The sequence below is a fragment of the Nocardia pseudovaccinii NBRC 100343 genome, from assembly GCF_001613225.1.
GTDB lineage: Bacteria > Actinomycetota > Actinomycetes > Mycobacteriales > Mycobacteriaceae > Nocardia > Nocardia pseudovaccinii.
In genome coordinates this window covers 42370-59193 of the sequence record NZ_BDBY01000009.1, presented here as the reverse complement: position 1 = coordinate 59193, position 16824 = coordinate 42370, and the positions used below count along the sequence as shown (strand labels likewise).

The 16824-nt window shown below is 65.8% G+C and carries 15 protein-coding genes; 8 read left to right on the top strand and 7 right to left on the bottom strand.

Annotation, left to right across the window (positions count from 1 at the left end; all coding sequences use genetic code 11):
- Positions 1-48: 48 nt before the first annotated feature.
- Positions 49-801 carry an isocitrate lyase/PEP mutase family protein gene (locus tag NP3_RS00845; RefSeq protein ID WP_063036780.1) on the top strand — a complete coding sequence of 251 codons (753 nt, stop codon included), beginning with the start codon at positions 49-51 and terminating at the stop codon, positions 799-801.
- Between the two features lie 220 nt (positions 802-1021).
- On the opposite strand, the gene metG is transcribed toward NP3_RS00845, so the two are convergent.
- Positions 1022-2581 carry a methionine--tRNA ligase gene (gene metG, locus NP3_RS00840; protein ID WP_063036719.1) on the bottom strand — a complete coding sequence of 520 codons (1560 nt, stop codon included), beginning with the start codon at positions 2579-2581 and terminating at the stop codon, positions 1022-1024.
- 104 nt (positions 2582-2685) lie between these two features.
- Between metG and NP3_RS00835 the strand changes: the two genes are divergently transcribed.
- The 3 genes from NP3_RS00835 (at position 2686) to rsmA (ending at position 5759) form a co-directional block, all read left to right on the top strand.
- Positions 2686-3513 (top strand): TatD family hydrolase, encoded by an 828-nt coding sequence (locus tag NP3_RS00835; RefSeq protein ID WP_063036717.1) that lies wholly within the window; start codon positions 2686-2688, stop codon positions 3511-3513.
- A gap of 205 nt (positions 3514-3718) precedes the next feature.
- Positions 3719-4846: a resuscitation-promoting factor gene (locus tag NP3_RS00830; RefSeq protein WP_063036715.1), complete on the top strand. Its 1128-nt coding sequence runs from the start codon at positions 3719-3721 to the stop codon at positions 4844-4846.
- A 31-nt stretch (positions 4847-4877) separates the two neighbouring features.
- Positions 4878-5759 (top strand): 16S rRNA (adenine(1518)-N(6)/adenine(1519)-N(6))-dimethyltransferase RsmA, encoded by an 882-nt coding sequence (gene rsmA / locus NP3_RS00825; RefSeq protein ID WP_063036778.1) that lies wholly within the window; start codon positions 4878-4880, stop codon positions 5757-5759.
- A 485-nt stretch (positions 5760-6244) separates the two neighbouring features.
- Here rsmA and NP3_RS00815 read toward each other — a convergent pair whose 3' ends face one another.
- From NP3_RS00815 to NP3_RS00805, 3 genes are all read right to left on the bottom strand, one after another.
- A complete protein-coding gene (locus tag NP3_RS00815) occupies positions 6245-7141 on the bottom strand; it encodes a DUF8832 domain-containing protein (protein ID WP_063036711.1) in 897 nt (298 codons plus the stop codon).
- Complete coding sequence (locus tag NP3_RS00810) at positions 7141-7347, bottom strand: heavy-metal-associated domain-containing protein (protein ID WP_063036709.1); 207 nt, start codon at positions 7345-7347, stop codon at positions 7141-7143. The genes NP3_RS00815 and NP3_RS00810 overlap by 1 nt, the downstream gene beginning before the upstream one ends.
- Before the next feature lie 147 nt (positions 7348-7494).
- Positions 7495-8094, bottom strand: a complete 600-nt coding sequence (locus NP3_RS00805; RefSeq protein WP_063036707.1) for a TetR/AcrR family transcriptional regulator — start codon at positions 8092-8094, stop codon at positions 7495-7497.
- 76 nt (positions 8095-8170) lie between these two features.
- Here NP3_RS00805 and NP3_RS00800 point away from each other — a divergent pair, with 76 nt between their 5' ends.
- Both NP3_RS00800 and NP3_RS00795 read left to right on the top strand, forming a co-directional pair.
- Positions 8171-8941, top strand: coding sequence for an SDR family oxidoreductase (locus tag NP3_RS00800; protein ID WP_063036705.1), 771 nt, complete (start codon positions 8171-8173; stop codon positions 8939-8941).
- A gap of 76 nt (positions 8942-9017) precedes the next feature.
- Positions 9018-9953, top strand: a complete 936-nt coding sequence (locus NP3_RS00795) for a 4-(cytidine 5'-diphospho)-2-C-methyl-D-erythritol kinase (protein ID WP_063036776.1) — start codon at positions 9018-9020, stop codon at positions 9951-9953.
- An 11-nt stretch (positions 9954-9964) separates the two neighbouring features.
- Here NP3_RS00795 and NP3_RS00790 read toward each other — a convergent pair whose 3' ends face one another.
- Positions 9965-10813 (bottom strand): LLM class flavin-dependent oxidoreductase, encoded by an 849-nt coding sequence (locus NP3_RS00790; protein WP_063036704.1) that lies wholly within the window; start codon positions 10811-10813, stop codon positions 9965-9967.
- A gap of 377 nt (positions 10814-11190) precedes the next feature.
- Here NP3_RS00790 and NP3_RS00785 point away from each other — a divergent pair, with 377 nt between their 5' ends.
- Positions 11191-12981, top strand: a complete 1791-nt coding sequence (locus NP3_RS00785; protein ID WP_063036702.1) for an ABC-F family ATP-binding cassette domain-containing protein — start codon at positions 11191-11193, stop codon at positions 12979-12981.
- A 323-nt stretch (positions 12982-13304) separates the two neighbouring features.
- On the opposite strand, the gene NP3_RS00780 is transcribed toward NP3_RS00785, so the two are convergent.
- Together NP3_RS00780 and NP3_RS00775 are read right to left on the bottom strand one after the other, a co-directional pair.
- Complete coding sequence (locus NP3_RS00780) at positions 13305-14228, bottom strand: Abi-alpha family protein (protein WP_084507968.1); 924 nt, start codon at positions 14226-14228, stop codon at positions 13305-13307.
- Complete coding sequence (locus NP3_RS00775; protein WP_084507966.1) at positions 14225-15547, bottom strand: DUF445 domain-containing protein; 1323 nt, start codon at positions 15545-15547, stop codon at positions 14225-14227. The genes NP3_RS00780 and NP3_RS00775 overlap by 4 nt, the downstream gene beginning before the upstream one ends.
- Positions 15548-15878: 331 nt before the next feature.
- On the opposite strand from NP3_RS00775, the gene NP3_RS50185 reads away from it, so the two are divergent.
- A complete protein-coding gene (locus NP3_RS50185) occupies positions 15879-16760 on the top strand; it encodes an Abi-alpha family protein (protein ID WP_084507963.1) in 882 nt (293 codons plus the stop codon).
- Positions 16761-16824: the final 64 nt, after the last annotated feature.

Here is a 16824-nt window from a genome sequence, read left to right as displayed (position 1 = left end):
GGGAGTGTCATAGTGCTATCGATCACGGGCGCGACGATGATCGGTGTCATGACCTCTTTGGAAAGCAAGGCGAAAGCGTTTCTCGAATTGCATGTCCCGGGCGATCCCGGTGTCTTTCCGACGGTGTGGGATGCGTGGTCGGCGAATGTCGCTGTCGCGGCAGGATTTTCGGCGCTGACCATGGGCAGTCATCCGGTCGCCGACTCGATCGGACGCAGCGATAAGGAAGGGATGAAGTTCGCGGAACTGTTGACCCGAGTCCGGCAGATCACCGGTGCGGTCGAGGTTCCGGTGTCGGTCGATATCGAATCCGGTTACGGCCTCGAACCCGCGCAGTTGATCGAGGGACTGCTGGAGGCGGGCGCGATAGGCCTCAATATCGAGGACACGGTGCACAGCGAGGGCGGCCGGTTGCGCACGCCCGAGGAGCATGCCGATTTCGTGCGTGGTTTGCGGCAATTCGCCGACGCGGCGGGCGTGCATGTGGTCATCAATGCGCGCACCGACCTGTTCATGCGCGAGGACGGTGACGCGAGCGATCGCGTCGATCGCGCCATCGCGCGCCTGCGGCTGGCCGCCGCGGCGGGTGCGGATTCGCTGTTCCCGGCGGGTCGGCACTCCGATACCGATATGCGCCGACTGACCAGCGAATTGCCGCGGCCGATCAGTGCTGTCGGGCTGCCCGACAAGTCGGATAAGGCCGTCTTCGCCGAACAGGGCGTCGGCCGGATCACCTTCGGCCCCCTGCTGCAGTGGGCGCTGACCGCCGAGATCAATCGGCTGCTCGACCGCTGGAAGTAGCCTTCCCCGGAGATCCGGCTGAACCTGAAGCGCTACCGCTTCATCGAGCGGTAGCGCCTCAGTAATGCGGTGATCTTCGCGTAATCGGCGGCGCCATTGAGTTCGGTCAGCAGATCGTCCGGGCACAGCTGGTAGTGGTCACCCCAGTAGCGGCGCGTCTTGTTATCCCAGATGCGGTAGCCACCTGGAACGCCTCGCGCTACGTATCGCCTTCTGCTGATTACTTCTTCGGCTCCACGTAGCGCGGGTAGACCGCTTCGGGCTCGGGCAGCGGGGTGCCCGGGACCAGTGGGGTCGCGATATCGGCGAAGGTACGGTTCTGGCTGGCAAGCAGATCCAGGATCTTGCCCGCCGATTCCGGCACCACCGGCTGCACCAGAATCGCCACTATGCGCAGCAGTTCGATGGTCACGTACAGCACCGTCGCCTCGCGGGCCAGCGACTCCTCGGTACCGGTCTTGGCCAGCGCCCACGGCGCCTCAGCGGAGAAGTAGCGGTTGGCCTCACCGAGCGTCAGCCAGATCGCCTCCAGCGCCAAATGCATTTGCTGGGCATCGAATTCGGTGCGGCAGCGCTCCAGCAGGCCATTGGCGCGGTCGAGCAGGGCGCGATCGGCCTCGGTGAATTCGCCCGGTGTCGGCACCACACCGCCACAGTCGCGCGCGACCAGCTTCAGGCTGCGCTGCACCAGATTGCCGAATTCATTGGCCAGATCGGTATTGATCCGCCCGACGATCGCCTCATGACTGTAGCTGCCGTCCTGACCGTAGGAGATCTCGCGCAGCAGGAAGAACCGCACCGCGTCCACGCCGTACTCGTCGACCAGCGCCAGCGGGTCGACCACATTGCCGACCGACTTGGACATCTTCTCGCCCTTGTTGTACAGGAACCCGTGCACGAAAACGCGTTTCGGCAATTCGATCCCGGCCGACATCAGGAACGCGGGCCAGTACACGGTGTGGAACCGGGTGATGTCCTTACCGATGATGTGCACGTCGGCGGGCCAGAACCGCTGGAACGCAACGGATTCCGTATCGGGGAAGCCGACGCCGGTGATGTAGTTGGTGAGCGCGTCCACCCATACGTACATCACATGATCGGGATGGCCGGGCACCGGGACGCCCCAGTCGAAGGTGGTGCGTGAAATGGACAGGTCCTTCAGACCCGCCTTCACATAACTCACCATCTCGTTGCGAGCCGTTGCGGGCGCGATGAATTCGGGATGTTCGTCGTAAAGCGCGAGCAGCTTGTCCTGGTAGTTCGACAGCCGGAAGAAGTAGTTCGACTCCTCGGTCCAGGTGACCGGCGTCTTCGATTCGGTCGAGATCCGGGTGCCGTCCTCGAGCAGTGTCGTTTCTTCCTCGGTGTAGAACGCCTCGTCGCGCACCGAGTACCAACCCGAGTAGTTGTCCAGGTAGATATCGCCGTTGGCGAGCATCCGCTCCCAGATCGCCGCGCTGGCCACCTGGTGGTCGTCATCGGTGGTGCGGATGAAGCGGTCGTAGGAGATGTCGAGCGTTTTGTCCATCGCCTCGAACACATCCGAGTTGCGCGCCGCGAGCTCCTCCACCGGCACCCCCTCGGCCACCGCGGTCTGCTGCATCTTCTGCCCGTGCTCATCGGTGCCGGTCATGAAGAAGACGTCATAACCGTCGAGCCGCTTGAAGCGGGCGAGGGCGTCGGACGAGATGTACTCGTACGCATGCCCGATGTGCGGCGCACCGTTCGGGTATGCGATGGCCGTTGTGATGTAGAAGGCGGGGCGGTCGGCTGGGCTCATGGTGTGTCTACTGTAATGCGCGTGGATTCCGACGCTCACGTGAATATCCCTGGACGCGATTACCGCCGTCACGCGCCCGGGTTCGGTTCGGCCGGAGTTCGCCGATGAGCGCCAAACGGGCCGCGCCCGAGCTGCCGGAACCGCTCGCGCCGCTGGTCGACGCGCATACGCATCTGGATGCCTGCGGGGCGACCGATGCGGAGTCGACGGCGGTGATCGTGGATCGTGCGGCCTCGGTAGGGGTCGGCCAGGTGGTCACCGTCGCCGATGATCTGGCCGCGGCGCAGTGGGCCGTACAGGCCGCGAACTGGGATCGGAGGGTGTTCGCCGCCGTGTCGCTGCATCCGACGCGGGCGAATGCGCTCGACGATGCGGCCAAGGCCGAACTGGAGCGGTTGGCCGCCGACCCGCGCGTGGTCGCGATCGGCGAAACCGGCCTGGATTACTACTGGCCGGGCAAGCTGGAGGGCTGCGCCGATATCGAGGATCAGGTCGAGGGCTTCCGCTGGCATATCGACCTGGCCAAACGTCTGCGCAAACCGCTGATGATCCACAACCGCGAGGCCGACCACGATCTGCTGACGGTACTGCTGGACGAGGGCGCTCCGGAAACCGTGATCTTCCATTGCTTTTCCTCGGACACCAATATGGCGATGTCGTGTGTCGCCGAGGGGTACATCCTCAGCTTCTCCGGCACGGTGAGTTTCAAGAACGCGCACGAATTGCGCGAGGCCGCCAAGGTCGTGCCAGATGAGCAGATCTTGGTCGAAACCGATGCGCCATATCTCACGCCGCATCCATTCCGTGGCGCACCCAACGAATCGTATTGCCTTCCCTACACCGTGCGCGCCCTAGCGGAATTGCGCGACCAGGATCCGGTGGCCCTCGCCGAAATCACCACCGCCAACGCCCGCCGTATCTACGGCATCTGAATTCGAGTTCAGGTGGAATCGCGAGTGGCGCCCAATTTCACCTGATCTTGTTTCACATTTGGGCGGGTAAGTGTGTCCTAGGTCACTTTGGTCGGCACGTTTTGTGATTTACCTGCGGCGTCGATATTCGTTTGTGATATTGATACCCGCCGGTCGTAACACGACGGTTGTAGACCGCTGACCCCTTCGTTATCGTACTGTGACCATGTCTCCATTCACGAGGATCAACCAGTCCCGCTCGCCGCTGCTGTACGCGGCGGTTGCGGCGTTGCTGGTGACGCTGATCGTCGGTGCCGCGATGGCGATCGTGAACCGCAAGACGGTCACGGTTGTCGTGGACGGTGAGCAGATGACGCAGACCACCATGTCGCGCAACGTCAGCGGGGTGTTGAAGGCCGCGGGGTTCGATGTGAACGACCGCGACCTGGTCCGGCCCGCGCTGGCCGCGGCGATCACCGATGGCGCGACCATCACCTACAACCGGGCGCGCGAGGTCGCGATATCGCTGGACGGCAAGCCCGAGAAGGTGTGGTCGACCGGTCTGACCGCGGGCGACGTGGTCGACCAACTGCACCTGCCCCGCGAGGTATTCGTTTCCCCGGCCCGTAACGAGAAGCTGCCGCTCGAGGGCGCCGCGCTGCAGATCGCCAGCCCGCGTTCGGTATCGCTGCTCGACGGCATCGGCAGTCCGGTCGATGTTCGGCTGGCCGCGCCGACCGTCGGTGAATTCCTCACCGCGGCGGGTATTCCGCTGATCGAGCAGGACACCGTCGAGCCCGCGGCGACCACGTCGCTCACCGATGGGCTGCGGATCGTGGTGACCCGCCAGCGCGTCGAGAACAAGGTCGAGACGGTGCCGCTGGATCCGCCGGAGAATGTGATCGAGGATCCGACCCTGAATATGAGCCGGACCGTGGTGGAGAGTCAGGGCGCGCCCGGCGTGCAGGACGTGACGTTCGCGGTCACCATGGTCAATGGCCAGGAGGTCAGTCGGCGGCCGATCGCTTCCAATGTGAAGGTGACGGCTCAGCCGAAGACGGTCCGCAAGGGGGCCAAGCCCGGTACCGAGGTGCCGCCGGTGCGTGACGGTGATATCTGGGATGCGCTGGCCCGCTGCGAGTCCACCGGTAACTGGGGCATCAACACCGGCAACGGCTATTTCGGCGGCATCCAGTTCGACCAGAGCACCTGGGAACGTCAGGGTGGTCTCAAGTACGCCCCGCGCGCCGACCTGGCGACCCGCGAAGAACAGATCGCCATCGCCGAAGTCACCCGCGCCCGCCAGGGTTGGGGCGCCTGGCCCGCCTGCACGAGTCGCCTGGGCATCGGCTGATCCCAGCGGGCGGGTTGATACGTTGTCCGACGTGTCCGAACCCGATATTTCCGCCCGTGGGAGTGCTGCGCTGCTCGGGCCCGCCGAGGTGCGGGCACTGGCCGAGCGACTCGGCGTGCGGCCGACCAAGCAGCTCGGGCAGAACTTCGTGCACGACGCCAATACGGTGCGGCGGATTGTCGCGGCGGCCGGGGTCGGGCGCGGGGATGCGGTGCTCGAGGTCGGGCCGGGGCTCGGTTCGCTGACATTGGCGCTGCTCGATGTGGTGGATTCGGTCATCGCCGTCGAGATCGATCCTATTCTGGCGAAACATCTTCCGGTGACCGTCGCCGATCGCGCGCCGGAACTGGCCGGGCAGTTGACCGTCGTGGAGGCCGATGCGCTGCGGGTTCGTGCGGACAGACTGCCTGTGGCGCCGTCGGCGCTGGTGGCGAATCTGCCCTACAACGTCGCTGTGCCGGTGCTGCTGCACCTGCTCGCCGAATTGCCCAGCATCACAACCTCATTGGTGATGGTGCAGGCCGAGGTCGCGGACCGTCTCGCCGCCGAGCCCGGCAGTCGCGTCTACGGCGTCCCGAGCGTCAAGGCGGGCTTCTTCGGCACCGTGCGCCGCGCGGGCGCGGTGGGCACCCAGGTGTTCTGGCCGGTGCCCCGGGTCGACTCCGGCCTGGTCCGCATCGAGCGCTACGCCGAACCGCCGTGGCCGATGGACGAAGCGCACCGCCGCCGCGTCTTCGAGGTGGTCGACGCCGCCTTCGCCCAGCGCCGCAAAACCCTCCGCGCCGCCCTGGGCAGCTGGGCCGGTTCCCCCGTCGAGGCCGAACGCCGCCTCGTCGCCGCCGGAATCGCTCCGACCGCCCGCGGCGAAACCCTGGACACCGCAGCCTTCGTCCGCCTCGCCGCCCAGGCGTGAGCCCGCATCCTGGTGTCGCCTGACTGCTATCGGACTGGACCCGCTGCGGTGGACATCGCCGACACTGCGGCTATCAACCGCTCTGCCGCGCAGACCTGGCCCGAAGCGCGCGTGATGGTTCAACCAGCGGGTATCTCGTTGCTGGTACAGGTGATCGGTTGGGTGCGCAGGACGGGGCTGGCTATGCGCTCAGCCGCTCCGGCCGGAGCGATATCGGCGCAATGGCGAAGGATTGCCGGACTGGTCGGTTTCTGTGGCGGGTGAGGCGGGATCATGCACCGCGTTATCACTCGGTTCGCTTGCTGGGGCGTCGCCGCGAGCGAAACAGATTGTGGATAACCGACTTTTGCCTTGTTGGTCACGGAACCGGATTCATGTGCTGCGGCAATCAATTCACGCGTGTCGCCACACTCCGCGTGCCGCATGGAAAGCGCAGGTCATCGCGCCGAATGCCAGCTCGAGCCTGGGCTGGTCAGCGCATGCGGTCAGGGGTGACCGTCACCTGGATGGTGTCCACCATCGGATGTGGATGGCGCTGTGGATGATTCGACGCGCGCGGTGAACTCGGCGGTATGTACGACACCGCCGTGGGAGAAGTCTAGATACAACCGAAATGCGCCCGCACTCGGGGTCTGGGCATGGAAGCCGACCTCCGGACCGGCTGGGGTGTGGCCGATTTCGCCCTGCGGATGGACGTGCAGGTAGGCAAGGTCGTTGGCCCGCAAGATCACAAGATGTGCGTACGCGCCGAGATACGGCTCGAGGTCTGTCACCGGCGCGCCGTCGCGCGTCACGGTGAAACGAAGCTCGCTGCCCGCGGTGCTCAGATCGCCCGCCATGCGCACTTGGTAGCCGTCCACCGCCGCCGACCGGGACTCGGATGGAAGTGGTTGGAGCTCAGCGGGTCCCGCGACCGTCACGGTCCGGCTCAGCACCAGATCGCCGGGTCCCTGTTCTGGGACGAAATCGGCGAAGACGCGATAGGTGCCGGGCACTGTCCAATTCCAATCGATCGACCAGGTGCCCGTGTCGTCCATGGTCGGGTGCATGTGCCGATATCCGGTGGTATCCGAGCGGACCACGATCAGGTGCAGCTTCTTGTCGTGCCGGGTGGTGAATCGGGTGACCGGAGCTCCGTCCGGTCCGGTGATCCGAAAATGCAGGGCCTCGGCTCGATTCGGGTCGCTGGGCGCGCTCAGGTCGGTCAGGGTGTAGCCGGATCGCGAATCCGACAGCCCGGTGTCCTGTTCGGTGTGCGCCATCGCGTCGTGGTCCGGTGTCGACCCGGTCGGATCGCCCACCAGGGCGCCGATACCGAGTGCGACACCGAACAGCGCGACGAGACCGCCGCCGACCGCGGCGAATCTCAGCCGGGCCTGCATCAGACGGCGACCTCGTATCCCGCCTCGTCAACGGCGGCGACGATATCTGCGTCGGCGAGCGGTGCGGTGCTGTCCACCCGGACCGCACCGCTGGCGAGGTCGACGTCCACGCTGGTCACGCCATCGATCTTGCCGATCTCCGTCTTGACCGAGCTGACGCAGTGTCCGCAGGTCATCCCCGTGACGGTGTAGGTGCTCGTGGCCATCTCCGACTCCTTCGCTCACATTCGATAATACGGTGCGGGGGTATCCCCGACGCAAATCAACATACCCCCGGAGGGTATTGAGCGCAAGGGTGAGTTGCGCCGAGGTTCCGTCGATCAGTCGCCGCAGAGGTCCGGATAGTTCCCGAATCAAACGGCGGAAGACCAACCGTGCATGGCCATTTCGGCAACCCGCTCCAGTTCCGCGGCGCTCGCGCCATCCCGGGCCGCCTGCGACATGCCCTGCATGACGGTGCCGACATACCGCGCGAGCGTGGCCGCATCGGCCTCCGGCGGCAACGAACCCGCATCGATATCAGCCTGGATGCGCGCGGCGAAGGCCGCCACATTCCGGTTGCGAAGCGCGCGCAGCATGTCGGCGATCTCGGTGCTGGTGGTGTTGAGTCCCGCGCTGATGACCAGGCAGCCGTGCGGGCAATCGGGCCGGGTGTACTCCGTCGCCGCCTCGCGCAGGATGCGATGAATCGTCGCCTCGGCGGTCGGCTCCTCGGCGAGCGCGCGCGGGATGAAGCTGCCGTAGCGCGTGCCGAAGACCTGCACCACCTCGTTGAACAGCGTCGCCTTATCGCCGAATGCGGCGTACAGGCTCGGCGCGCCGATGCCCATCGCCGCGGTCAGATCGCCGATCGAGGTCGCCTCGTAACCGCGCGCCCAGAACAGTCGCAGCGCCTTGTCCAGCGCGGCGTCCCGATCGAACGAGCGGGGGCGTCCTCTGGTCGGTGCACTCATATCCGCATTTTATAGCGCTCGCTAGAGAATGTGCTAACGTTCTTTCTGTAGTGACCGCTAGAGAAAGGAACCCGTCATGGGTGCACTGCTGCAAACCGGCCGGTTCGACGGCAAGACCGCGCTGGTCACCGGCGCGAGCCGCGGCATCGGCCGGGCCATCGCGGAGCGGCTCGGCCGGGACGGGGCGCGGGTCGCCGTGCACTACAACGGCAATGAGCAGGCGGCGAAGGAAACCGTTGCCGCCATCGAGGCGGCGGGCGGTGCGGCCTTCGCGATCAAGGCCGAACTCGGCGTGCCCGGAGATGCCGCGGCGCTGTGGGCCGCATTCGACGCACAGGCCGACGGCGTGGACGTCATCGTCAACAACGCGGGCATCGATGGCATCCGCGAACCGATCGACGGCACCGATGAGGCCGCCTTCGACCGGGTCTTCGCCGTGAATGCGAAGGCGCCGTTCTTCGTCACCAAGCTGGGACTGGATCGGCTGCGTGACGGTGGCCGCATCGTCAATGTCTCCACCGGCCTCACGCACGGGGCGAGAATGCCGCAGCTGATCGCCTACGCGATGACCAAGGGCGCGATCGATACGTTCACCCAAACGCTGGCAAAGGAACTCGGCGCCCGCGGCATCACCGTGAATGCCGTCGCGCCGGGCGTGATCGATACCGATATGAACGCGAACTGGTTGCGCAATGCCGAGGCCGAGGCGTTGGTGGCCGGAATGTCGCCGCTGAATCGAGTCGGCCAACCTGGTGATATCGCGGATATCACCGCATTCCTCGCCTCGGACGATTCGCGGTGGATCACCGGACAGTGGATCGATGCCACCGGCGGGGCGCTGTTGTAACCGTCCGACACATGGGCGGTGAATGTCTCATCTCGAGCTGAGCACCTGTCGTACCCACGGGATAGGCTTGAGCACCGTGTTGTCAGTTGTGCCAAGTCCCGTCATCGTGCGCGCGCCGTCCAAGGTGAACCTCCACCTAGGCGTCGGTGACGTGCGCGCGGACGGCTATCACGATCTGACCACCGTGTTCCAAGCCCTCTCGCTCAGCGACGATCTGGAACTAGCACCGGCTGCCTCGCTCACCGTGCGGGTCAGCGGCGAGGGCGCCGACGATGTGCCGACCGATCGCACCAATCTGGTGTGGAAGGCCGCCGTGCGCGTCGCCCATCTGGCCGGCCGCGCACCGCTGGTGGAAATCGCCATCAACAAGGGCATTCCGGTGGCCGGTGGCATGGCAGGCGGCAGTGCGGATGCCGCCGCGGCGCTGGTGGGCCTGAACGAACTCTGGGATGTCGGGCTGACCCGCGACGAATTGTTCGCGGTCGCAGCCGAACTCGGCAGCGATGTGCCGTTCGCGCTGCACGGCGGAACGGCGCTAGGCACCGGCCGCGGCGAGCGGCTGCTTCCGGTGTTGTCCCGCAATACCTTTCACTGGGTACTAGCGTTGGCCAAGGGCGGATTGTCCACGCCCGCGGTCTTCACCGAACTAGACCGACTACGCGAGAACGGCACCCCGCCCCGGCTCGGCGAGCCGCAGGCGCTGATGCAGGCACTGGCCTCCGGTGACCCGAAACAGCTTGCGCCGCTGCTGGGTAACGATCTGCAGGCGGCCGCGCTGTCGCTGAAGCCCGAGTTGCGACGGACATTGCGCGCTGGCGTCGGTGCCGGGGCGCTTGCCGGGCTGGTCTCGGGCTCCGGCCCGACCTGCGCATTCCTGTGTGACAGCGAGGACGGCGCGGTGGCGGTCGCGGCCGAACTCGCGGGGGCCGGTGTGTGCCGTAGCGTGCGCACGGCCAGCGGACCGGTACCCGGCGCTCGCGTCATCAGCAGCGACACGCCGGGCAAGCGCTGACGTTTCGCCCGTTACGCGATGACGTCGGCGAGGCGGTCCACTTGGTCGCCGTCGCGGCCGTAGCAGTAGAGCATGACCTCATCCGCGCCGAGATCCTCGAATTGGCTGATGGCCGTGCGGATCTCGTCGGGTGTGGTGAGCATTCCGGCGAGCATGAACTCGGCGCGACCGCTGAATTCGTAGTAGGCGCCCATCGAGGTGCGGGCGTCTTCGATCAGGTCGGGTGCGCCGAGCGCGACATTGACCTGGGCGACAATGCGGGGCTCGCCCTCGCGGCCGTGTTCCTTCCAGGAGCGGCGGGCGGTGTCGAACAGGCCACCGGCCCACGACGGTGCTGCGGCGGCGAGAAAGCCGCCACCCCAACGGCCGACGCGATCGATGGCGGCGGGCTGGAAACCACCGAAGAGCAGTTCGGGTCCTTCTGGACGCAGCGGCGCGGGACCGATCGGTCCGCATTCGGTGCCGTACGGCTGGCCGGACCACAGGCGGCGCATGATCTCGAGTTGTTCGTCCATGCGACGGCCGCGGGAGCGCAGCTCGGTGCCGGAGGCGATGTGATCATCCTCGCGACCGCCGACGCCGAGGCCGAGCACCAGGCGGCCGCCGGACATGCGATCGAGGGTGGCGGCCTGCTTGGCGAGCAGCGACGGCTCGCGCAGCGGCGCGATGAGCACCTCGGTCTGCACCTTGATGCGGTTGGTGGCACCGGCGATCATGCCGAGCGCGACCAGTGGTTCGGGATTGTCGTAGACGAGCCGGTCGAGCAGACCGAGTGTGGAGAACGGACCCGCATCGGCGCGGCGGGCCCAGTCGAGCAGGGCAGCGGGATCGGAAATGGGCAGACCGAGTCCGACATGCATGAGAACCTCCAGGGGTAGGTGAAACTGTGCCGCCCCACTCACCTCGATCTCGAGGCGGGGCTCCCATTCTGCGGCTGTGTCTCAGGAGCGCCATAACACCGTTCGTGACGAACGTTGTTCGCTACAAACTTTAGACGAACGCCGTTCGTAATTGCAAGTCTCCGAAACCCGACAGGGTTACACCTTCGCGGCGGACTGCGCCTGATCGGGATCGGGCCAGGCCGTCGGAGCGGAGAACAAGTGCGCGGCGTGCAAGTGGTCCTGGGCCGCGACACCTGGATGGACGCTCGGGCGTTCGGTGGGCGGCGGGTGGTTCGGGATGCTCGGTACGCTTGCGCGGGGCGAGTGCTCGCCCGGCCCATGACTCGGAAGGATCCATGTCCAACCTGATCAACCTCGAACAGGTCTCCAAGAGCTTCGGTATCAAACCGCTCCTGGACAATGTTTCGCTCGGCATCCACGCGGGCGAGCGGATCGGTGTCGTCGGCCTGAACGGCGGCGGCAAGACCACCCTGTTGGAGGTGCTGACCGGTCTCGAGCCGCCCGACAGCGGCCGGGTGAGCCGGGTCGGCGGGCTGCGCATGGCGGTGGTGACCCAGCGCGGTGTACTTCCCGTGGGCGCGACCGTCGGATCCGTGGTGCTGGCCGGACTGGCCGATGACGCGATGACCGACAATATGGCCGAGCACGAGTGGGCCTCGAATCCGCGCATCCGTTCGGTGCTGGAGGGCATCGGGATCGAGGGCCTCGGTCTGGATACTTCGGTCGACAATCTCTCCGGTGGCGAGCGCCGCCGCGTCGCACTGGCCGCCGCGCTGGTTCGCGACCTCGATCTGCTCGTCCTGGACGAGCCGACCAACCACCTCGATGTCGAGGGCGTGCAGTGGCTGGCGCAACATCTGCTGGAGCGTCGCAGCGCGCTGGTGGTCGTGACCCACGATCGCTGGTTCCTCGACACCGTCGCCACCGACACGTGGGAGGTCGTCGGCGGCAAGGTCGAAAGCTACGAAGGCGGTTACGGCGACTGGATTTTCGCGCGCGCCGAGCGGGCGCGGCAGGCCGATGCCTCCGAGGCCAGGCGCGCGAATCTGGCGCGCAAGGAGCTGGCCTGGTTGCGGCGCGGTGCGAAGGCCCGCACCTCCAAGCCACGCTATCGGGTGGAGGCGGCCGAGGCGCTGATCGCCGATGTGCCGCCGCCGCGCGATAGCGTCTCGCTGGCCGCATTCGCGCGAAAGCGCCTGGGCCGCGTCGTCATCGAACTCGAGGACACCACCCTCACCACCCCGGACGGCCGCGAATTGGTGCGTGACTTGACCTGGCGCCTGGCGCCGGGGGAGCGGGTCGGCCTGGTCGGTGTGAACGGCTCCGGCAAGACGACCCTGCTACGCGCGCTGGCCGGTGCCGTCGAACCCGCTGTGGGCAAACGCATTCAGGGCCAGACGGTCCAGATCGGTTGGCTACGTCAGGAACTCGACGACCTGCCGACCGATCTGCGGGTGCTGGAGGCGGTACAGCAGATCGCGCAGCGAATCATGCTGGGCGATAAGGAAATCTCCGCGGGTCAGCTGGCCGAGCGCCTTGGCTTCACCCCGGCCCGTCAGCGCACCCCGGTCGGTGACCTATCCGGTGGCGAGCGCCGCAGGCTGCAACTGACCCGGATCCTGATGTCCGAACCGAATGTCCTGCTGCTCGACGAGCCGACCAACGACCTGGACATCGACACCCTGCAACAACTGGAAGACCTGCTCGACAACTGGGCGGGCACACTGGTCGTGATCAGCCACGACCGCTATCTGATCGAGCGCATCTGCGACTCCACCTGGGCCCTGTTCGGCGATGGAAAACTCACCAATCTGCCCGGCGGCATCGACGAATACCTGAAGAAGCGCGCCGCATCGAGCTCGGCCGCAACGCGATCCACCGAAGCCAAGCCCGCCGAAACCCCTGCGACCGACTCCGCCGCCTACCGCGCCGCCCGTAAGGAGCTGGCCAAACTGGAGCGCGCCATCGACAAGCTCACCGAACGCGAGCAGCGCCTCCACACCGCCTTGGCCGACGCGGCCACCGATCCGGACAAACTCATCACCCTGGGCACAGAGCTGAAACAGGTACTGGCCGAAAAGGAATCCGCCGAAGAGCGCTGGCTGGAACTAGCCGACGGCACCTGACCGGCCGCCGCGGCACGGGCCAATCGAGCGCAGTCGAATGGTTGCTCACAACCTCAATTACAACCACCATCCGACTACCCTCGACAAGCTCTCGAGAACGCAACCACAGCCAGTGGACCGGGCTGGAAGCTGTGGGCCTGCCCACCTGACCGCGGGAGGTAAGCCGGGGACGGCACACGACGCGCCCAGCACTGCACCGGCAAACCCGTGGAATGCCAAACCATCCTGGTCCGGCAGATCCCGAGAAGTCGGTGCAGAACAAACAGGACCCACCGCGGCCCAACCAACCCGAACAGGACAACGACGAGCGCTACACGGCTGGTCTAGCTGGTGCCGGAGACGCGCCCGTCCTGGACCACAACGGGCAGGCAGGTTTGCACGAAGTCCGCGCCGAAGCCTGTGAGGGCAATGCTGCGATAGTAGACCTTGGTGCCGAAACCGGAGCGCTTCAACACTTCTCGGACGGGGGATTGGGCTTCGAGGAGTTGGTAGCGGTTCGGATTGCCCACCGGTTCCTTGACGAATTCGATCAGTCCGAGGCGGCGCAGGTTCGGCAGGTACTGCTGGATCCGGTTGGGGAAGCGCAGGCCCGCGTGCTCACCGATCAGGTTGAGCCCGGAAATGATTCGCTCGACGCCGATGCCGCGCGGTCGTCCGGCGCGGATATCGATCGAGGGCTGCGGGCCGTCGAGGTGCAGGAAGCGCAGGATGCGCGCCTCATCGGGGGTCAGCTCCTCGAGCATGCGCGCGAAGGCAGGGTGGGTTTCGTGGTGTTCGCCCTGCGTGCTCGCCGACAGCCGCAGCAGCGCGGCCCCCTGCTCACGCAAGGTGGGAACGGCATCGGACGTGGGCTGTTCGGGCGTAGCGGGCAGGCGCAACGCGCGCCGCACCGCGTCACGAACCTCCGCCTCCGCCTCGGCGAGCACCTCGCGCGGGGGAGTTCCCGCGATACTGCCGCGCACCACGGTGGCCCCGACGCCGAGTGCGGTGTCGATGCTCCACGCGGTCACCTCGGCGGCCGCGCTCACCGCGACCCTGGCGACCCCGGTGGTCGCGCGAACGGTCTTGCGCACCGAGCTGACCTGCCGCTTCGGCTCGACCGCACCAACGGGCAGGCGCGCGATCTCCGTCGATTGCCCGGATGTCGAGGACTCGGAAGTTCTTGGGGTTTCGGCCACTTCGGACTGCTCGGTTCGCTCGGAGCCCTGCCCGGCGGCCCGCAGATCGTCGCCGCCAGCTTCCGTCATAGCCATGTTGTCGCCACTCCCGTTCCGAAGATCAGGATGTGAGCGTATCCGGCGAAGAGCCCCAACACGCCGCCATGCAGAAAAAGGAGCCATTCGTCCTGTTTGATGGCCGATCGCAGCATATCCACGAAGTCGGGAGGCGAAAGCGCCGACATCTGTTTGGCGATGTAGTCGTTGATTTGCCTGCCCTGCTGAACGTTGAAGTCCGGATCGGCGAAGGCGATCGGCGCGATGGACATCGCCTCGGTGGTCAGCGTCGACTGCAGCGAGTCGTACTCCCGGCTGCCGAGCATGAACTTCACCGCCGGTCGGGCCGGTCCGAGCGCCCGGTCCGCGGCCGGGCGCAGCGTGTCCTCGAGCATCTGCATGGTCCGGTCCGAGCGCGGGCCGTTCAGCAACTCGTCACCGATGTTGGCGACGGTCATCACCTGACTGGAGACCAATTCCGCGTAGCCGTCGGTGATTTCGAGCTGGCGCTTGATCAGCAGACCCTGCCGCCACGGGCACCACCACTTCGGGTACGCGGGCGCGAAGATCATATTCAGGCCGATCCAGTTGACCACCCAGCCGATGATGACACCGCCGATCGGCAGCACCACCAGCGACGACCAGCCGGTCACATGCAACACGGCGACCAGCACGACACCCATCGGCGCGCCGAAGTAGAAACCGAAGTTCTGCATGAAGCGCAGTTCTTTGGCGCCGAGCACCTGGAAAAGGGTGTTGAGCAGATGTGGACGCGCCTGGAAATAACGGATGACCATCTGCTTCACGTCGAGTAGCTGATCGATATTGGCGCCCAATTCCTCGGTCAGCTCGCGCAGAATGTCGGGCAGCTGCTGGCGGACCCGCGCGTGAATCATCTCGCGCACCCCGGTCGGCAGGTTGTACCAGAGTTGCGGATGTTCGCGGCGCAGGATTTCTTCGACTATGTCCTTGATCTGCGCGTCGGCGATAGTGGCGAGATGTTCGGCGAGCTTGTCCGGCTCCAGTTCGCGATAGAAGTCGGCGACGCTACCGAGTTTCGCCAGCCCCTTGTCTACCGCGATGCTCGCCATTTTGTCCGCGCGCGAGGGCACAATGCCCTGCCAGCCCATTCGGCCGTCGTAGCTCAGCAGCGGCAGCACCTGAATTCGCTTGGGCAGGAAGGGAAACAGTGCGCGCAATCCAGGTAAACGAATACCGTGGAAAGCAACCGGCTTGAACAACATCAGGATGCCGGTCCAGTTGGTGATGTATCCGATGATGCCAGTGAAAAGGGGGATAGTCACTAACTCCAGGAGGACCGTCGGGTGCACCCCGAAAACACTCTCCAACACGACACCCTCCTGCCGATATACCGGTGACCGCCGCCTCACCGGCAACCCAAACTAGCACCCAGTCGGCAGACGGACCCTACTGTGAGGTCTAGACGCCGGTCCATCGCGAGTGTCCCGGGCCACAGCGGATTGTCTGAGACATCAGTCACACTGTGTGTCCAGAATGTCGTAGTGTCAACCGGCGGCGGAGACAATGGCGACAATCACGCGTCCGACAGCAGGGGTCGGCGTGTTTGCTGGCCCACTCGGCTCGCGGTAAGGCATACCTGGAAGGCTGGCGGGCAATAATCTGTGGGCGTATTCGTTCACTTGGCAATACATCGGAGAGAACGTGACAGACGACAGGACCGGACAGGACATAGCCCGGGCCGGTTCCCGCTCGGTGGAGCGCAGCTCGGATGTCGAACAGCGGCAGATCAGCAATGAGGCGCGGCTGATTCGCGGTGTGTTCCGAGCGGCGGGGCTCGCGGCGGGCACCGTGGTGCGCGGCAGTCAGTGGGCCGTCGAGACGACCTACGAGGTGACCAAGGAGATCACCCAGGCCGCGCTCGACGGTGAGTCGTCTGCGGATATCGCCGAGCGCACCGGTAATGCGTTGCGCTCCATCGCGCGCAGCGCGCTCGGTGTCACCGAGGGGTCGGTGCGCGAAATCGTCAGCTACGTACCGACTTCCAACGGTAGCGCGCCGCAGCCCGCGGCGATCGGCATAGGCGCGCCGCTGCACTCGGCCAGTAGCGAAGAGTTGCGTCGCCGCGGCGATGCGCTGCTCGCCCGCTCGGCCGATGTCTACTTCACCGAGGACGTGCACCCCGCCTATGACCGGATCCTCGACGAGCTGGCTCCGGATGAGGCACGCATTCTGCGGTTCATGGCATTGAACGGTCCGCAGCCGTCGGTCGATGTGCGCACCAACCGTCCGCTCGGCATCGGCTCGGAGTTGGTAACCGGTGATCTCACCTCGGTTCCGGAACAGGCCGGTGTCCGTTATCCGGACCGTGCCCGCACCTATCTGATCAACCTCAACCGCCTCGGCCTGACCCAGGTTTCCGATGACCCGGTGGTGCTCAGCCGCTACATGGTGCTCGAGGTGCAGCCGGTGGTCGAGGCGGCGCTGAAAAAGGCCGGGCGCGCGCCCAAGATCGTGCGCAAGAGTCTGCGGCTGACCGAATTCGGCAGCGATTTCTGCAACACCTGCTTCACCATCGGAAACTGACTCGCCCGGTAGACCGCCGATTTCGGCTCGAAGTGATAGCAATCTGATACAAATCTCCCAATCT